The sequence below is a fragment of the Leminorella grimontii genome (assembly GCF_039789245.1).
Classification (GTDB): Bacteria; Pseudomonadota; Gammaproteobacteria; order Enterobacterales; family Enterobacteriaceae; genus Leminorella; species Leminorella grimontii.
The window spans coordinates 853,446-870,339 of record NZ_CP146357.1; the positions used below are offsets into that span (position 1 = coordinate 853,446).

Consider the following 16,894-nt stretch of genomic DNA (forward strand, 5'->3'; position numbering starts at 1 on the left):
GCGCTTTGAGTTTGGCTGAACGCTAAGAGGAGAATAACGATGAAAATACGTCCGCTTAACGTCGTCACGGCGCTGTTTTTACTGCTGGCCTGTGCCTTCGGCGCGCAGGCCGCACCGGACGCTAACCGGCTGGTTTACGCCAGCACCAAAGACATTCGCGACATTAACCCGCACCTGTACTCCGGCGAGATGGCCGCGCAAAACATGGTGTTCGAGCCTCTGGTGGTGAATACCGAAAGCGGCGTGAAGCCGTTTTTGGCCGAGAGCTGGGAGATTTCCCCCGACGGCAAAACCTACACCTTTACCCTGCGCAAGGACGTGACGTTTAGCGACGGCGAGCCCTTCAACGCGCAGGCGGTGAAGCTGAACATCGACGCCGTGCTGGACAACTATCAGCGCCACGCCTGGCTGGAGCTGGTGCAGCAGATTGAAAAGGTCAGCGTGCTCGACCCCTATCGCGTCGAGATAAAGCTAAAAAATCCCTACTACCCGACGCTGGTGGAGCTGGGGTTAACCCGGCCATTCCGCTTCATTTCGCCAAAGTCGTTTATCGACGGTAAAACCAAAAGCGGCGTGAAAAGCTATGCCGGAACCGGGCCTTGGGTGCTGGCGGAGCACAAGGTCAATCAGTACGCGCTGTTTACCGCCAACCCCAACTACTGGGGCGCGAAGCCTAAGCTTTCCGCCGTGCTGTGGAAGGTCATCCCCGATCGTCAGTCCATGCTGATGGCGCTGCAAAAAGGCGACGTTCAGCTGATTTTCGGCGCGGACGGCGACATGTTGGATATGGACAGCTTTGAGGCTCTGCAGGCATCCGGCCAGTATAAGACCCTGATGAGTCCGCCCGTCGCCTCCAGAGCGCTGGTGCTCAACAGCAGCCGCCCTATCACCGGGGATAAGGCCGTGCGCCGCGCGTTGCAGTACGCGGTGGACAAGCAGGCGATCGCCTCCGGCATTATGGACGATACGGAAAGCGTGGCGGATACCCTGATGTCGCGCAGCGTACCCTACTGCAACATCGACCTGCCGACCTACCGTTTTGACTTGGAAAAAGCCAACGCGCTGTTGGATCAGGCCGGCTGGCGGCTGTCCGCCGGGAAAACGGTGCGTGAAAAAGCGGGCAAGCCGCTGGAGCTGATGCTTTCTTACAACCGAAACAACGCCGCCGAACGGGAGATTGCCGAGCTGATTCAGGACGACTTTAAAAAGATAGGCGTGAAGCTCGACATTCTGGGGGAAGAAAAGCAGGCGTTTTTAGACCGGCAGAAGTCCGGCGACTTCGATTTACAGTACTCCCTGTCGTGGGGAACGCCCTACGACCCGGCGTCGTTCGTTTCGTCGTTTCGCATTCCCGCCCACGCCGACTATCAGGGGCAAAAGGGGCTGGCCAACAAGCCGCAGATTGACGACGCTATCGGCCGACTGCTGCTGACGCCGAACGAGCAGGAAAGGCAGTCGCTTTATGCCTGGCTGTTTACCACGCTGGCGGATGAAGGCGTCTATATTCCGTTGACCTACTCCAGAACCAAGGCGATTTTCTCGCCTAAGATTAAGGGCGTGACCTTCAACCCTTCACAGTATGAAATTCCGTTTGAAAAAATGCACTTTTAGCGGGCGATAAGAGCGAGCGGAGAGGCACGGCGATCCGATGCGATTCTATCTGATAAGGCGGCTTATCATGACGGTTCCACTGGCCGTCATGATTTCGTTTTTAGCCTTCGTGTTAATGAGCCTTGCGCCGTCAGATCCGGCGGAAGTGGCGCTGCGGGTTAATGCGGTGGTGCCGACCGACCAGGCCATCGCGCTTATGCGCCACGAGCTCGGGTTGGATAAACCCTTCCTGCTGCGCTATTTGAGCTGGCTGTGGAACGCGCTGCACCTGGATTTTGGCACTTCGTTCGTCACCCGAACGCCGGTGCTGCACGAGTTTCTTAATGCGCTCCCGGCAACGCTGTGGCTGGCGGGCGTCGCTCTGCTGATGATCGTGACGCTGTCGCTGGCTTTGGGCGTCGGCTGCGCGCTGGCCGAAGGTTCCTGGTTGGATAAGGCCGTGCGCAGCCTGGTATTTTTGGCGGTGGCCGTGCCTAACTATTGGATAGGGTTGCTGCTTATCTGGTGGCTGTCGGTGAAAATGGACTGGTTTCCCGTTGGCGGCATGTCGGAGGCCAAGTCGGTCGTTCTACCCGCGCTCACCCTGACGCTGGGCTATATCGGCACCTACTTTCGCCTGATCCGCGGCGGCATGGTGGGCAACCTGCATCAGAACTATGCGCTTTACGCCAGAGCGCGGGGGCTTTCTCCTCGCGTTATCGTGTTTAAGCACGTGCTGGTCAATTCGCTGCATTCGTCGCTGACGGCTATCGGTATGAGTATTCCCAAGCTGATTGCCGGAACGGTGGTGATTGAGAACGTCTTTGCCTGGCCGGGAATAGGGCGGCTGTGCGTCACTGCCATTTTTAACCGCGATTACCCCGTTATTCAGGCCTACGTGCTGCTTATGGCGGCGCTGTTCCTGCTGTTCAACTTTCTGGTCGACGTGCTGCAAATCAAGCTGGACCCAAGGCTTTTGGGGAGAAGGGGACGATGACTCACCTTTTCTGGCGCAAGCTTAAAAACGATCGTTTGGCGATGCTGTGCCTGCTGCTGCTGGCTCTTATCGTTGTCGTCGGCGTTTTAGCCCCCGCGCTGGCGCCGCACGATCCGACGCTGACCTCTATTCGCAATAAGTATCAGGCCATGAGCCTGACGTATCCGCTGGGAACCGATAATCTGGGCCGCTGCCTGTTCTCTCGCCTGCTGTTCGGCATTCGCACCACCGTGTTTTACTCGCTGCTCGCCATGGCGTTCACTATTTTTCTCGGCGGCGCGCTCGGCCTGATCGCCGGTTATTTTCAGGGGCGGGTAGACGGCGTTCTGATGCGTGCCTGCGACGTCGTGCTGTCGTTTCCCGGCGAAGTGATGATTTTTGCGCTGGTGGGCGTGATGGGACCGGGGATGAACAACGTCCTGCTTGCCGTCGTGCTGGTGAAGTGGGCGTGGTACGCGCGCACGATCCGTGGCGTAGTGCTTCAGCACGGTCATAAAAACTACGTGAGCTTCGCACGGGTTATTGCCGCTCCTGCGGGCCACGTGATGCGCAGGCACCTGCTGCCGGTCGCCGCCGCGGACGTCGCCATACTCGCCTCGTCGGACATCGGCAGCGTGGTGCTGCTGCTTTCGGCGCTTTCGTTTCTCGGCCTTGGCGCTCAGCCGCCGCTGCCGGAGTGGGGAAACATGCTGAGCGAGGCGAAGGGCGTGATGTTAACGCACCCCGAACAGATGCTGCCGGCGGGCTTGGCCATTGCGATAACGGTCGCGGCGTTTAACGTCGTCGGCGACTTCCTGCGCGACGCCTTCGATCCGGTCTATCACATCAGGAATGAGGAGTAGCGGTATGGGGACGGAACCTTTGCTTCACGTTGCGTCGCTGTCCGTGACGGAGAGCCAAAGCGGGCGTCGTTTGGTGAACGACGTCGGGCTGACGCTTGCCGCCCACGGCTGTACGGCCATCGTCGGCGAAAGCGGCAGCGGAAAGACGCTGCTGTGTAAAAGCCTGCTCGGCCTGCTGCCGCCCGGGCTGCGCGCCGAGGGAGAGGTAACCTTTAACGGGCGCAGCCTGCTTTTGCTGAGAGAATCCGAGTGGAGAGACCTGCGGGGAAGCGAAATCGGCCTTATCGTACAGGACGCCGCGAGCGCCTTCGATCCTCTGTATACGGTGGGAAATCAGTTTGAAGAAACGCTCTCACAGCGGGGCATCAAGAACGGCGGCGTGAGGCTTGCCCTAATGAGGGAAATGCTCGGCAAGCTTCAGCTTCGCGATCCCGACGCCGTCTTGAAAAAGTACCCGCATCAGCTTTCCGGCGGCATGCTGCAGCGGGTCATGATTGCGCTGACGCTAGCGTGCGAACCCAGGCTTATCGTTGCCGATGAGCCGACAACCTCCCTTGACGGCATTACCCAGTACGACGTTATCCAGCAGTTCATTCGCCTGCGTACTGAAAGCAGGTCCGCCATGATTTTTGTTTCCCACGATCTGGCGCTGGTGCGCGAGCTGGCCCAGCGCGTCGTGGTGATGAAGGAGGGGCGCGTCGTCGAGCAAGGGGAAACGGCGCGGCTGTTTGCGTCGCCGTCTCACGACTATACCCGAAGCCTGATAGAAACGCGTCGACGCCTAAGCCGACCGCTTAACCGACTGTTGGGGAGAGTGGCCGATGCTTCTTAAGGTAGACGGCGTTGAAAAGTCCTATCCGCGCGAGGGCAATCGCCTCTTTTCGCGCCAAAGGCGCAGCGTTATTCGCAGCGTCTCCTTTACGATAGAAGAAGGGGAGTGCGTCGGATTGATTGGCGAAAGCGGTGGGGGGAAAAGTACGTTGGCCAGGCTTATCTGTGGGCTGGAAGCGCCGGACAGCGGCCAAATCCTGCTGGACGAGCGCCCCGTGTTGTTTGATAAATACCGAAAAAATCGAATCAGCGCCGTTTTTCAGGACTATGCCTCTTCCATTAACCCGGTGATGACGGTTTTTCAGGCGCTGTCGGAACCGATTTTGCTTCAGGAGCGTAGCGGCAAAGGGGCGCTAGCGCAGCGGGTAAGCGAACTGCTGTCGCTGGTGGGGCTGCCGGACTCGCTTTGCGAGCGCTACGTTCATCAGCTTTCCGGCGGTCAGGCGCAGCGGGTGTGCATCGGTCGTGCAATCGCGAACAATCCCAGGCTGCTGGTTTTAGACGAGGCGATAAGTTCGTTGGACGTCTCTTCTCAAGTGCAAATTTTGGACCTGTTAGCCGAGCTAAGGTCCAGATTTAACCTCTCCTACCTTTTTATCACCCACGACGTTCAGGCCGTTGCCTATCTGTGCAATCGAGCGCTGTTTTTTCGCGAAGGGAAGATCGTCGAGCGGTGCGACGTTGACGAAATAGCGTCGGTAAGTCATCCGTATGCCAGAAGGCTCATTGGCTCAGTGATGGCTTTTCCTTAGGCAAAGCGTACTGTTCTTACCCATATATTTGCCGTTTGCAATTTACTTCTTTGCTATTCTCGATTTTTTATATCTTAACCTATGGTTTTTATTATTTTTTCAACTTATTACACCCTGAATTATTTGTAATCTTTTGTTATCTTAATTTTGTTTATAATCTCTTCGTTTTGTTACTTTATTTTTATGCCTAAATTACATTTTTAATGTTTTTATACACCATGTTTATATATTTTGTTGATTTGTTTAAAAATTATGTTTTTGTTGTGTGATTGCGTTGTTTTTAATATACTTTAAAAATACACATTTGATTTTTTCATGTTTCGGTTGTTTTATAAACAACACGTTAATGCATTTGTTTTTTAAAGTTAAGTTTATTGAAGATGCTCTTTTTCATCAGAGATCGGGTTCCCTATGGGAAAGGTGATGTGAAGTGATTGATGGCGATATTTTTTATTGCCCACTTTTTCGTTTAATGGATGCAAATTAGGAAATCAGTACCGTTAGGTATTTGATTAAATAATGCATTATAGGGAAGTATGCCGTTCGCCGCTGGCGTTAGATATACGTTGAACTGGGAGAAGGACTATGTCAGAAGGCTCGACCTCGTTTTTTGATAAACGAAAAATTCGCCAAATGAGGCAGCCGGAATGCCCATTTTGCAATACCAATCAGGCTGTTAGAAAGCACGGGCTGGGGAATTCCGGCCTGCAGCGTTATCTATGTAAAGACTGTCGCCGCACTTTTCAGCATCGCTACTACTATCATGCAAACTATCCGGATATTAGCGAGCAGATAGATACGCTGATAGGCGAGAGGTGGAGCGTGAGAAAAATAAGCTATCACCTTAAAGTCAGTGAAGAGACGGTCTATCGTCGTATAAGGTTACAATTAAACAATGGGGCTAACGATAAATAGTCATTCTTTATTTTATGTTTAAAAAACGTTCTTGGTTTGATTTTATACGGCATTAATTTTCCGCTAAAGATTCTATTAAGAATAGTTTTTATTTGTGACTGTTATATTGTTATTGGAATTACCGTTATACCCTCAATGATAATACCTTGAGATATAAGGCAATGCGTTTATTTTTATGAGCGCAATATGTTCCAATTTTCTTACGGTAAATAAGCTGAATGCATCGTAAAAATCCGACCGGGTTAAAGAGCCCGGCCGGATGCGTCTACGCTATTTTATTGATATAGTTACCGTTTATCATGCTCGCGGTCGTACCATTCAAAATAGGCCAATGCGCCCTCACGCCCGGATTCTTCCAGCATTTTTTTCACATCGTCCTTCATGTTGTAGTACATGGTGCTGACCCCCTTACAGTCAATGTGCACCGTCCGCGCCCAGTCGTCGCCATTGAGGTGAATGCTGCTTTGGAAGGCGTTGTAGCAGTTTAACAGCGCAATCAGGTAGTCAAGCACGCTGTCGACCTTACGCTTTCCTGGGGTGGGCAGCGAGTTAATTGTTCCTTCGCTTAGGCGAAAGCCCAGCGTTTCGCTATTCACACGTTGGCCAGGGCGGTTAGTGTAAGGCTTCGCCGCCAGATCGAAATCGAACATTCGGATAGGATAGTTGCACAGCATGCCGCCATCGACGCAGAGATCGCCATCCAGATTAGGCTTCGCGATAAGGATAAACGGAATGGACAGCGAGATCCGCGCCGCGTCGGCTACGCGCATGGCTGGCGTCGTCTCATGGGAATAGATCTCAGTTTGCCGCGTTGACGGATTGGCGCCGGTCAGGTACACATCGCGATACTTCCTGTTTTTTGCCTTACCCGCTCCGCTCTGTACCGCATCGTGAAGCTCTTTAAAGGTCAGATCCTTATGGAAGCCGGCTTCAACGATGAGATTTTCTATCCACTTAAGGAAAGTATCCCCTTTTGCCAGACCGTATTGGCTAAACAGGCGCGAAAACAGGTCGAGTTCTCCGGCAGACGAGCCGATGTCGAGGAAGCTCATAAAGTCGATTTCATACAGGATTTTGTTCAGCTGCGTGTTGGTGTAGCCCAGGCCAACCAGAGTGGATGCAATAGCGCCGGCAGAGGAGCCGCCCACCTTCTCTATGTTGTCCATGATGCCTTTTTGGGTCAGTACGTCGACGGCGCCAACGTAGCAGATGCCCTTCATACCGCCGCCTTCAAATACCAAATTTTTAAATGGGTAAGTCATGGTGTTCTCCTAATTAATATGCTGATTAATATCGCTTTCCTGAAAGAAAGGCGACAAACGCCAACGGCCTTTAATTAAGGCGCTGGAAAATTGAAAGACCAAAAGCCCCGAACGCTCAGGGTGTTGATGAGCGGTGACGCTCTGCCTCTGGGGAGAGGCGAAAAACGTGGCCTCGATGCGGCCAATAATGAAATGAAGCCTGAAGCGCCGTCAGCGTTTAGGCGTTGCGAAACCAGTCCAGATAGGTCTGCATTCCTTTACGGCCGGAGGCGATAAGCGCCTCTTTCTGTTTAGTGGTGATATTGAACTGCAGAGTTTCAATGCCCAAAGCGTCAACGTGCGCGGTGCGTGCCCAGTCGTCGCCTTCCAGATGGACGTTGTCCTGAAAGCTGAGGTAGCTGTTGACAATGGCCGCCGCATAGTCAAACAGGTTGTTGATAGGCTGCTTTTGAATCTCTGGTTCGTAGTAGATATCTCCCGGACTTAGGCGGATACCCAGCGTCGCTTTGTTAGTGCTTGTCTCTATGTAACGCTTATAGGGTTCAAGCGTCAGATCGTAATCAAAGACGCGTACCGGGTAGTTGCACAGCACGCCGCCGTCGACGCAGAGATCGCCGTCATCGTTAGGTTTGGCGGCGAAGGCGAGGGGGCACGACATAGAGATGCGCACCGCGTCGATAATGCGCATATCCGGCGTCGTTTCATGGGAATAGATTTCCGATACGCCGGTGTTCAGGTTGGTTCCCGTCAGATAAATTCGGCGGCAGTGCCTGTCGAGATGGTCATAATGGCCATGAGTGATAATGTCATCCAATATTCCAAACGTCAGGTCCTTCTTAAAGCCAATTTCCCAAAAGCGATCCTCTAACCAGCGGCAGAAGGCGTCGCCTTTCGCCAGGCCGTATTGGCTGAACAGGCGCTGAAAGAGGTTAGGCTGTTCGGTCAGCGAACCCAGATCGAAAAAGTCCATGAAGTCCATTTCGGTCAGGATGGCTTTTAACCGTGCGTTCTTATAACCCAGGCCGACCAGAACGGCGGCAATGGCGCCTGCTGACGAGCCGGCCACGTTTTTGACGTTGTCCAGAATTCCCTCTTCTTCCAGTACCTCAAGCGCGCCAACGTAGGCGATGCCCTTTACGCCGCCGCCTTCAAACACCAGATTTTCAAATGGATATTTCATATGTTTCTCCCTTTTTAATGTTTTTGATTAATAACGTTTTGCTGATGGTCGAGCGCTACATTTCCGCTTCCCTCAGCCAGGAAGCGAAAAAATAAAGGTCAAAAAAAAAGCCCTGCGGTTGCAGGGCGTTAAGCGATAGCAGAGCAATTAATTTAATTCGTGGTCACAAAGCTTGCCTTGGTGGCGAGTCGTTGCGGACGCAATAATTCGACGTTATGGATGTCACTATATTCAATAATCAGATTGCGTCAACTTAAAGTTGTGAAATTATTTTCTTTTGGTTGTTATTTTTGTCATGAAGAAGGATTTGGCGTCAGGTTTAAGGCCTAAGGAAGCTAATGTTATTTGTTTAATCATTTGATTTTATGTGTTTTATATTTATTGGGGATAAGGAGAGGATAACGATAAAAAAATTGTTGATGATGCTAATTAATGCTAGTTCATGATAAAAACGGCGCTTAACGGCGCGCTAAAGTCAACAATGAGTGGTTTAACAACCTAAGTGGGTTTTTGGCGGATGCGCAGGTACGCTATCTCTCAATATTTAGTGAAAAGAAGTTGTGCGTTCACTTCACAGATTGTTTTTTCATTTACTGATACCGTTGTCTCTCTCGATACGGTGTGGGTATCGTTTTGCGGACAATAACGAGAGCCAGATGAAGCCATTCAGTTTTTTTAAACGCCTGCCCCTGCGGGTGCAAATTATTATTTTGGTCGTTGCGGTGCTTGCATTGCCGCTAGTGGCGGCGAACGTTCAGATTTCGAAAGACATTGACGATCGTCTGCACGATCAGGCGGGCGACAAGGCGGAAATGGTGGCGGACGCTATTGCCTCATCGCCGCTGGTGGCGGAGGGGCTGGCCCGTCTGACCCCCGAGGCCCGGCAGGAAATTCAGGACTATTCGCAGTCGATTCAGAAGGTGACCGGCGTTGAGTTTATCGTCGTTATCGATATGAAGGCTATCCGCGTCTCCCACCCCGATACCGCTAAAATAGGCAAGCCGATGGTGGGCGGCGATGAAGGGCGCGTGCTCAACGGCGAGAGCTACATCTCCTCCGCCAAAGGATCTTTGGGGCTTTCCCAGCGGGCCTTCAAGCCTATCTTTGACCATCAGGGGCGCCAGGTGGGCGCGGTGGTGGTCGGCATTATGTCCTACAGCATCGATCAGGCGGTAGAGCGGGTGAATCAGCCCATTATGTCGGCGCTGACGCTGGCGCTGCTTATCGGCATCGTGCTGGCGGTGGTGCTGTCCAACAGCATCAAGAAAATTCTGTTCGGCCTGGAACCGCTGGAAATCGCTCGCCAGCTGGGCGAGCGCAACGCGGTGCTTGCGTCGGTGCGGGAGGGCATTATCGCCATCGATCGCGACGCCCGCCTGGCGGTGGTAAATAATGAAGCCAGGCGAATTTTAGGCATGGCGGGCATTGTGCAAAACCTGATTGGCGAGAAGGTGGACGAATGCATCCCGCATACTCGCCTGTCGGACGTACTGAACTCCGGCGAGCCGGAGTACGATCGCGAGCAGGATCTCAACGGCATCACCATCCTGACCAACCGCGTGCCGCTATACGTCAACGGCGAAGTGGTGGGGGCGATTGCGACGTTCCGCGATATGTCGGAAGTCAGCAAGCTGGCGGAAGAGCTGACCGGCGTTAACCGCTACGTTGAGGCGCTGCGCTCCTCCGCCCACGAGTTCCTCAACAAGCTGCACGTGATCAACGGCCTGGCGCGCAGCGACAATCGGCTGGCGCTGGTAGAGTACCTGTCCGACATCATCAACGAGAATCAGGGCGAGCAGGCGTTTATTAACGATGCGGTCCGCGATCCCATCCTGTCGGCCTTCCTGACCGGCAAGTTCAGCCGCGCTAAAGAGATGGGCGTAGACCTGCTGCTGGATATTGACGATGTCCTGCCGGAAATTCAGCGGGCAGGCGTCAGCCACGCGCTGGTGACGCTGTTAGGAAACCTGTTGGATAACGCCTTCGACGCCGTGCAGGCCTCGGAGACAAAAGAGGTCAATCTTCATTTGGCGCAGCGGGGCGACGAATGGAATATTGAAGTGAGCGACAGCGGGCCGGGCATGGCCGCCGAGCAGATCCCCCGGCTTTTTCAGCGCGGCTTTTCCACCAAGGGCGAAAATCGGGGGATTGGGCTGTTTTTAGCCAGCGCCGCGCTGGACAAGCTTAACGGCACGATGGACGTTTCCAGCCGGGAAGGGTGCGGCATGACGTTCTTTATCCGCATCCCGGCACAGGTGATTAACGGAGGTAGCGATGATTAACGTACTGGTGGTAGAAGACGATCCGATGGTGGCGGAGCTGAACAAAGGCTACCTGAAGATGATTGACGGCTTTGAGCTGGCGGGCGTTATCAACAGCGGCGCCGACGCGCTGGCGTTTATGGAACATCACCGCGTTTCGCTGCTGCTGTTGGACGTATTTATGCCGGGGCTGGACGGCCTTAGCCTGCTAAAGGAAGTGAGAACGCGCTATCCCAGCGTGGACGTCATCATGGTAACTGCCGCTCGGGGCGGTGACGACATACAGACCGCCCTGCGCCTGGGCGCCATTGACTATATCGTTAAACCCTTCGTCTTTGAGCGCTTTCAGTCTGCGTTGGTGAACTACCGCGAACGGGTCAAGCTGCTGGCTGACGAAGCAGAGCTTAGCCAGGCGGCGATAGACGGGCGGATCTTCGCCAAGGAGACACGAAGCCATAAGGCGCCGAAGGGCATCGAGCAGGAGACTCTGTCGCGCATTAAGACTATCGTCAGCGGGCAGCCCAAGCCGTTTGACGTTCAGGAGCTGGTGCCCGTGGTTAAGCTGTCGCGCATATCGCTAAAGAAGTATCTCGACTATATGGTTGAGATAGGGGAGCTTTACAGCGAACTCGCCTATCGAGGACAGGGAAGGCCGGTGACGCTTTATCGTCGGATTCGCTAGCGTTCTTAAGCCGTGTGATCGGCGTAACGTTGTTGCGCCGATTTTGTTTTTATTACGTGATAGCGATCGCGCCTTTTGCGGCTTACTTGCCGCTAATTTGCGAAGTGTATCACATATTTGATTTTTAAAATCAACCGGTTACATAAGTTTCATAATGCTTAGATAAGTTTCAGATGAGAGACGGCTATGCGGCCTTCGCACCAGAATGGCTCCGACTAAACAAAGGAGTCTGACTATGCAAAGCGACGTTCAAATTAACGCCGGAACCGAAAAACCCAAGTTCTGGCAAATAAAAATAGGGCCACTGCCGCTTCCTCTGTATCTTATCCTCGCTGCCATCGTACTGGCGGCGTCCGTGTTTGGAAAACTGCCTGCCGACATGCTGGGCGGCATCGCCGTGATGATGGTTATCGGCATGCTGCTGGGCGATATCGGTATGCGGGTGCCCATCCTTAAGGACATCGGCGGACCGGCCATTCTGTCTATCTTCATTCCGTCCATTCTGGTGTTTTATAACTTCTTGAACCCCGCCGCCGTGGCGGCCATCAAGTCGTTTACCAAGACTTCAAACTTCCTCTATTTCTACATCGCCTGTCTGGTTTCGGGCAGTATCCTCGGTATGGTGCGCGCCGTGCTGGTGCAGGGCTTCCTGCGCATGTTCGTTCCGCTCGTCGTGGGTACGATCGCCAGCTGCATCGCCGGCGTGGCCGTCGGTTCACTGACCGGCCTTGGCGCTTACCACTCGTTCTTCTTCGTGGTCATTCCTATTCTGTCCGGCGGCATCGGCGAGGGCATTCTGCCGCTGTCGGTGGCCTACTCGGAAATCCTAAGCCAGTCGCCGGACAAGTTCATCGGCATGCTGGTGCCTGCGGCGATGCTGGGCAACCTGTTCGCCATTATGTCTGCGGGATACCTGCGCCATCTGGGCGTGAAGAAGCCGCACCTGACCGGCAACGGGACGCTGGTTCGCTCCGGCGACATTGACCTCAGCGCCAAAAATGAAAACCAGCCGATCGACTTCGGCCTGATGGGCGCGGGCCTGATTATCGCCTGCTGCTTCTACCTGTTCGGCATGCTGGCCAACCATTTCATTCCTATCCCTGCGCCGATCATCATGATCCTGTCCGCCGCGCTGGTGAAGACGCTGGGCATTATGCCTCGTCAAATGGAGCTGGGCGCTTATCAGCTTTATCGCTTCGTCGCGCAGAACCTGACCTGGGCCCTGCTGGTCGGCGTCGGCGTGCTGTATACCCCGTGGAACGAAGTGGTGGCCGCTATTACTCCGGCCTACATCGCCACCGTTGCGGCTACGGTATTAGCAATGATCGCCAGCGGCTTCTTCATCGGTCGTTTCCTTAACATGTATCCGATTGAAGCGGCGATGGTGACCGGCTGTCACAGCGGCCTGGGCGGAACCGGCGACGTCGCCATCCTGTCTGCGGGCAACCGCATGGAGCTGATGCCTTTCGCTCAAATCGCAACCCGACTGGGCGGCGCCTGCGTCGTCGTACTGGCCGCTATCCTGATGCGCGTTATCAGCTAACCGAACGGGAGATTTCACCATGACAATCAAGAAAGGGCATGCGGGAACGCTGGAGTCCAACGACATCATGATTTCCGTTGAAGAAAAAGCGCCGGGCTTTGGCGTCCAGATTGAACTGACCAGCATCGTTGAGGCCCAGTTTGGCAACGCTATTCGCCGCACGCTGGCGGAAGAGGCGGTAAAGGCAGGCTTCGCCGATATCTATATTAAAGCGGTAGACAAAGGCGCGCTGGACTGCACGGTCCGCGCCCGCATGGAAACCGCCATTGAGCGCGCCGCAGGCGTAGCTGCGTTACATATGCAACAGGGGGAACGCTGATTATGGATCTGCTCAGAACGCTTCTTTTCTTACCGGGCAACAATCCGGGCATGCTGCAAAACGGCGGCGTTTTCGGCGCTGACGCGGTGATCCTCGATCTGGAAGACGCCGTATCGCCGCAGGAAAAGGACGCGGCCCGCCGGCTGGTCAGCCACGCGCTGCGTAAGGTGAACTACGGCAGCAGCCGTAAAACGGTGCGCATCAACCCGCTGGACTGCGGCGGAGACCGCGACATCGCCGCTATCGTTCCCTGTGAACCCGACGCGCTGGTGCTGCCGAAAATAGACAACGTCGACATGCTGCGAGACGTCGTGGCGCTGATTGAGCGCGCCGAGCGGCCGGGGCAGAAGCCGGTGAGGATTATTCCCCTGTTGGAAACTCCGCTGAGCGTCATTTATGCCTACGACATCGCTACCGCTGACTCGCGCGTGTGGGCTATCTCCTTCGGCGCGGAGGACTACACCGCCGCGCTGGGGGCGGTGCGCTCTCGCACCGGCGAAGAGATCCTGTCGGCGAGAACCACCATCGTTAACGCAGCGGCCGCGGCCAGCATCGACTCTATCGACACGCCGTTTACCGACGCGCAGGACGAAAGCGGCCTTGAGCAGGACTCCCTCTTTGCCCGGCGGCTGGGCTTCAAGGGCAAGCTTGCCATCAACCCGCGCCAGATAGACGGCATTCACCAGGCCTTCAGCCCAACGAGTGCGGATATCCACTGGGCGCGACGGGTGGTCGACGCGCTGGAACAGGCCAAGAAGCAAGGCGCCGGAGTTATCGCCCTTGACGGCAAAATGATCGATGCGCCGATCGTACTGCGCGCCGAGCGCACGCTGGCGCTTGCGGCCTATCTCAATCTTTCGCTGGAGGAAACGGTATGAAGAACCTGGTTAATCGCGAGCTGCCCGAGGCCATCGCGGCCATCGGCACGCTTGCGCCCTACGCCGGGGCGTTCGCTCAAACGCCTGCGATGCAGCGCTACGCGCCGAAGGTCAAGCGCCAGCTTCCCGGAAGCCGCAAGCTTCGAGACGGCCTTGAAGCGGTGTTTGACGAGCTGCCCATTACCGACGGCATGACGCTGTCGTTTCATCACCACTTTCGCAACGGCGATAGCCTGGTCAATCAGGTGCTGGAGATTGCCGCCCGACGCGGGCTCAAGGGGCTTCGGATAGCGCTCAGCTCGGTCTTCCCGGTGCACGCGCCGATGGTGGAGCACTTTAGAAACGGTACGGTAGTCTATCTTGATACCGACTACATGTCCGGCCCGGTGGCGACGGCGGTATCGCAGGGCGTTCTGGCCAACCCGGTGATGCTAAGAAGCCACGGCGGGCGCGCCCGCGCTATCGAATGTGGCGACCTGCGCGTAGACGTGGCGTTTATCGCTGCGCCGACGGCGGACGAATACGGCAACCTCAACGGCACCGAAGGGCCAACCGCCTGCGGCTCGCTGGGCTACGCTTTCCCCGACGCTGAATACGCCGATCGTGTGGTGGCGGTCACCGACACGCTGGTGCCCTATCCGCTGAAGGCGATTTCCATTCCTCAGACTCGGGTAGACTACGTGGTGACGCTGCCATCAGTTGGCGATCCGAAGGGCATTGTTTCCGGCACTACGCAGGTGACGAAGGATCCGGTACAGCTAAAAATCGCCTCGTTGGCGGCCAAGGTGATTGAAGCCTCAGGGCTGTTGAAAAACGGCTTCTCGTTCCAGACCGGCGCGGGCGGCGCGTCGCTGGCGGTGGCGCACTACCTGCGTAAAATCATGCGGGAAAGGTCCATCGTCGGCAGCTTCGCACTGGGCGGCATTACCGGCTATTTGGTGTCAATGCTGGAAGAGGGGCTATTTGAGCGGCTTATCGACGTGCAGGGCTTCGATCTGGAGGCGGTGCGCTCTTTAAAAGAGAACCCGAACCACTTGGAAGTGAGCGCCGGCATGTACGCCAGCCCGTTTAACTCCGGCTGCGTGGTCAACCAGCTGGACTGCGTGGTGCTGGGCGCGACCGAGATGGACACCCGCTTTAACGTCAACGTGGTTACCGGCTCCAACGGCTACATCATGGGCGGCTCCGGCGGCCACAGCGACGCCGCGGCGGGCGCCAAGCTCACCATCGTCACGGCCAACCTGATCCGCGGCCGACTGCCGATCCTGCGCGATGAAATCGTCACCATCACCACGCCGGGCGAAACGGTCGACGTGCTGGTCACCGAGTACGGCATCGCCGTCAACCCCCTTAGGCAGGATTTGATCGAACGCCTGAGCGGACGAGGGCTACCGCTGAAAACCATCGAAGAGATGAAGCGCCTGGCCGAGGACATCGCAGGCGTCCCCGAACCCATCGCCCTCACCGACGACGTGGTCGCGGTGGTTGAATACCGCGACGGCACGATCATCGACGTGGTGTATAAGCCGGTAGGTAAGTGAACGACAGGGCAGAGCAATGATTTTTAGATTTTTTATAAGGCATGGTTGTCGACCTTGAATAATTTAAAGGAGTTAAACGGCGGGAGGGGTTTCCGTTGGGGTCGACTTGGCGTAAGCCAACGAAGCGCCCCTAGGGAACCCAGGCCCGCCGCACTCCCAAGCTAAATACAAGCGCCCTTCCGACCGAGCACAATGGTCATATAGGCACGTTGTATTTACGGTCGGAATATCCACCAATGCCGATTTAGAATAAATCCCCCGGAGGCCCCATGAGCGACCAATACCATTTCAATCCTCTCTCCCAGCCGTCGCCCATAGCCCTCAAAGAACTCGAACTACTGCTCAACGCCAACGGCCTACGGCTGGAAGCCGGACTCTCTCAGTTTATTGAAGCGCGCTTCCAAGGCAAACTCGTGGGCTGCGCCGGGCTTGACGGCAACGTCATCAAGTGCGTGGCGATCGACCAATGCCATCGCGGCGGGGCGCTCAGCCTTCGGCTCTTAACCGAGGCGATGAATCTGGCCTATCGCCAGGGCGTCGATCGCCTGTTTCTCTACACCAAGCCCGACAACGCGCCGCTGTTCGAAGGCGCAGGGTTTACGCCGCTGGTCACCGTCCCCGAACGGGTCACGCTGATGGAAAGCGATCCCTGCGGGCTTGCAAACTACTGCGACGAACTGGCCAAACTTCGCCGACCGGGTAAAATTATCGGCAGCATCGTGATGAACGCGAATCCCTTTACGCTGGGGCACCTCTATCTGGTGTCGCGCGCGCTGGAACGCTGCGACTGGCTGCATCTGTTTGTGGTAAAGCAGGACGCCTCGCGCTTTGCCTACGCCGATCGCCTCAGGCTTATCCGCGCCGGCATTCAAGGGCTTGAGCGGATAACCCTCCACCCCGGCTCCGATTACACCATTTCCAAAGCCACCTTTCCCTCCTATTTTCTTAAAGAGCAGGGGCTGGTGGACGAGTGCGCCACCGCGCTGGACCTGCTGCTGTTTCGCCAGTCGATAGCGCCCGCGTTGGGCATCAGCGTGCGGTTTGTCGGCACTGAACCTTTTGATCCCGTAACGGCCAAATACAACCGTGATATGGAATACTGGCTTTCTCAGGTAGAATCATTCTCGCCCGACGTTCGGGTAGTGGAACTGCCGCGCGTAGAGGTTGACGGTGCGCCGGTGTCCGCTTCGAGGGTAAGAAAACTGCTGGACGAAGGCAATATGGACGCCGTGGCGCGACTGGTGCCGCAGGCGACGTTTGACTTCTTGCTTAATCAACAGGTTAATCAACGAGGCTAAGTA

The 16,894-nt window shown here is 55.5% G+C and carries 15 protein-coding genes; 13 read left to right on the top strand and 2 right to left on the bottom strand.

The window, feature by feature from the left end:
* Nucleotides 1-45 precede the first annotated feature (45 nt).
* The 6 genes from nikA (at nt 46) to V8L73_RS04090 (ending at nt 5,927) form a co-directional block, all read left to right on the top strand.
* A complete protein-coding gene (nikA, locus tag V8L73_RS04065) occupies nt 46-1,611 on the top strand; it encodes a nickel ABC transporter substrate-binding protein (RefSeq protein ID WP_347254782.1) in 1,566 nt (521 codons plus the stop codon).
* A gap of 37 nt (nt 1,612-1,648) precedes the next feature.
* Nucleotides 1,649-2,587: a nickel/cobalt ABC transporter permease gene (gene opp1B / locus V8L73_RS04070; RefSeq protein ID WP_347254178.1), complete on the top strand. Its 939-nt coding sequence runs from the start codon at nt 1,649-1,651 to the stop codon at nt 2,585-2,587.
* On the top strand, nt 2,584-3,429 hold the full coding sequence (gene opp1C, locus V8L73_RS04075; protein ID WP_347254179.1) for a nickel/cobalt ABC transporter permease: 846 nt from the start codon (nt 2,584-2,586) through the stop codon (nt 3,427-3,429). Before opp1B ends, opp1C begins: the two co-directional genes overlap by 4 nt.
* A gap of 4 nt (nt 3,430-3,433) precedes the next feature.
* Nucleotides 3,434-4,261 (top strand): ABC transporter ATP-binding protein, encoded by an 828-nt coding sequence (locus V8L73_RS04080; RefSeq protein ID WP_027274205.1) that lies wholly within the window; start codon nt 3,434-3,436, stop codon nt 4,259-4,261.
* A complete protein-coding gene (locus V8L73_RS04085; RefSeq protein WP_347254180.1) occupies nt 4,251-5,012 on the top strand; it encodes a dipeptide/oligopeptide/nickel ABC transporter ATP-binding protein in 762 nt (253 codons plus the stop codon). Before V8L73_RS04080 ends, V8L73_RS04085 begins: the two co-directional genes overlap by 11 nt.
* Before the next feature lie 585 nt (nt 5,013-5,597).
* A complete protein-coding gene (locus V8L73_RS04090) occupies nt 5,598-5,927 on the top strand; it encodes a transposase-like zinc-binding domain-containing protein (protein WP_051155649.1) in 330 nt (109 codons plus the stop codon).
* A gap of 287 nt (nt 5,928-6,214) precedes the next feature.
* Here V8L73_RS04090 and V8L73_RS04095 read toward each other — a convergent pair whose 3' ends face one another.
* Nucleotides 6,215-7,189 (bottom strand): patatin-like phospholipase family protein, encoded by a 975-nt coding sequence (locus V8L73_RS04095; protein ID WP_347254181.1) that lies wholly within the window; start codon nt 7,187-7,189, stop codon nt 6,215-6,217.
* 217 nt (nt 7,190-7,406) lie between these two features.
* Nucleotides 7,407-8,369 carry a patatin-like phospholipase family protein gene (locus tag V8L73_RS04100; protein ID WP_347254182.1) on the bottom strand — a complete coding sequence of 321 codons (963 nt, stop codon included), beginning with the start codon at nt 8,367-8,369 and terminating at the stop codon, nt 7,407-7,409.
* Nucleotides 8,370-9,025: 656 nt separating this feature from the next.
* Here V8L73_RS04100 and dcuS point away from each other — a divergent pair.
* From dcuS to citC, 7 genes are all read left to right on the top strand, one after another.
* Complete coding sequence (dcuS, locus tag V8L73_RS04105; RefSeq protein ID WP_027274200.1) at nt 9,026-10,651, top strand: DcuS/MalK family sensor histidine kinase; 1,626 nt, start codon at nt 9,026-9,028, stop codon at nt 10,649-10,651.
* Nucleotides 10,644-11,312, top strand: a complete 669-nt coding sequence (locus V8L73_RS04110; protein ID WP_347254183.1) for a response regulator — start codon at nt 10,644-10,646, stop codon at nt 11,310-11,312. Before dcuS ends, V8L73_RS04110 begins: the two co-directional genes overlap by 8 nt.
* A 235-nt stretch (nt 11,313-11,547) precedes the next feature.
* Entirely contained in the window at nt 11,548-12,855 is a 1,308-nt protein-coding gene (locus V8L73_RS04115; protein WP_211218898.1) for a 2-hydroxycarboxylate transporter family protein, read from the top strand.
* Nucleotides 12,856-12,874: 19 nt separating this feature from the next.
* On the top strand, nt 12,875-13,174 hold the full coding sequence (citD, locus tag V8L73_RS04120) for a citrate lyase acyl carrier protein (RefSeq protein ID WP_027274197.1): 300 nt from the start codon (nt 12,875-12,877) through the stop codon (nt 13,172-13,174).
* A 2-nt stretch (nt 13,175-13,176) separates the two neighbouring features.
* On the top strand, nt 13,177-14,052 hold the full coding sequence (locus V8L73_RS04125; protein ID WP_347254184.1) for an HpcH/HpaI aldolase/citrate lyase family protein: 876 nt from the start codon (nt 13,177-13,179) through the stop codon (nt 14,050-14,052).
* Complete coding sequence (citF, locus tag V8L73_RS04130) at nt 14,049-15,593, top strand: citrate lyase subunit alpha (RefSeq protein ID WP_347254185.1); 1,545 nt, start codon at nt 14,049-14,051, stop codon at nt 15,591-15,593. Before V8L73_RS04125 ends, citF begins: the two co-directional genes overlap by 4 nt.
* 269 nt (nt 15,594-15,862) lie before the next feature.
* The gene (gene citC / locus V8L73_RS04135; RefSeq protein WP_347254186.1) at nt 15,863-16,891 is read left to right on the top strand and encodes a [citrate (pro-3S)-lyase] ligase; all 1,029 of its coding nucleotides are present in this window, start codon (nt 15,863-15,865) and stop codon (nt 16,889-16,891) included.
* Nucleotides 16,892-16,894: the final 3 nt, after the last annotated feature.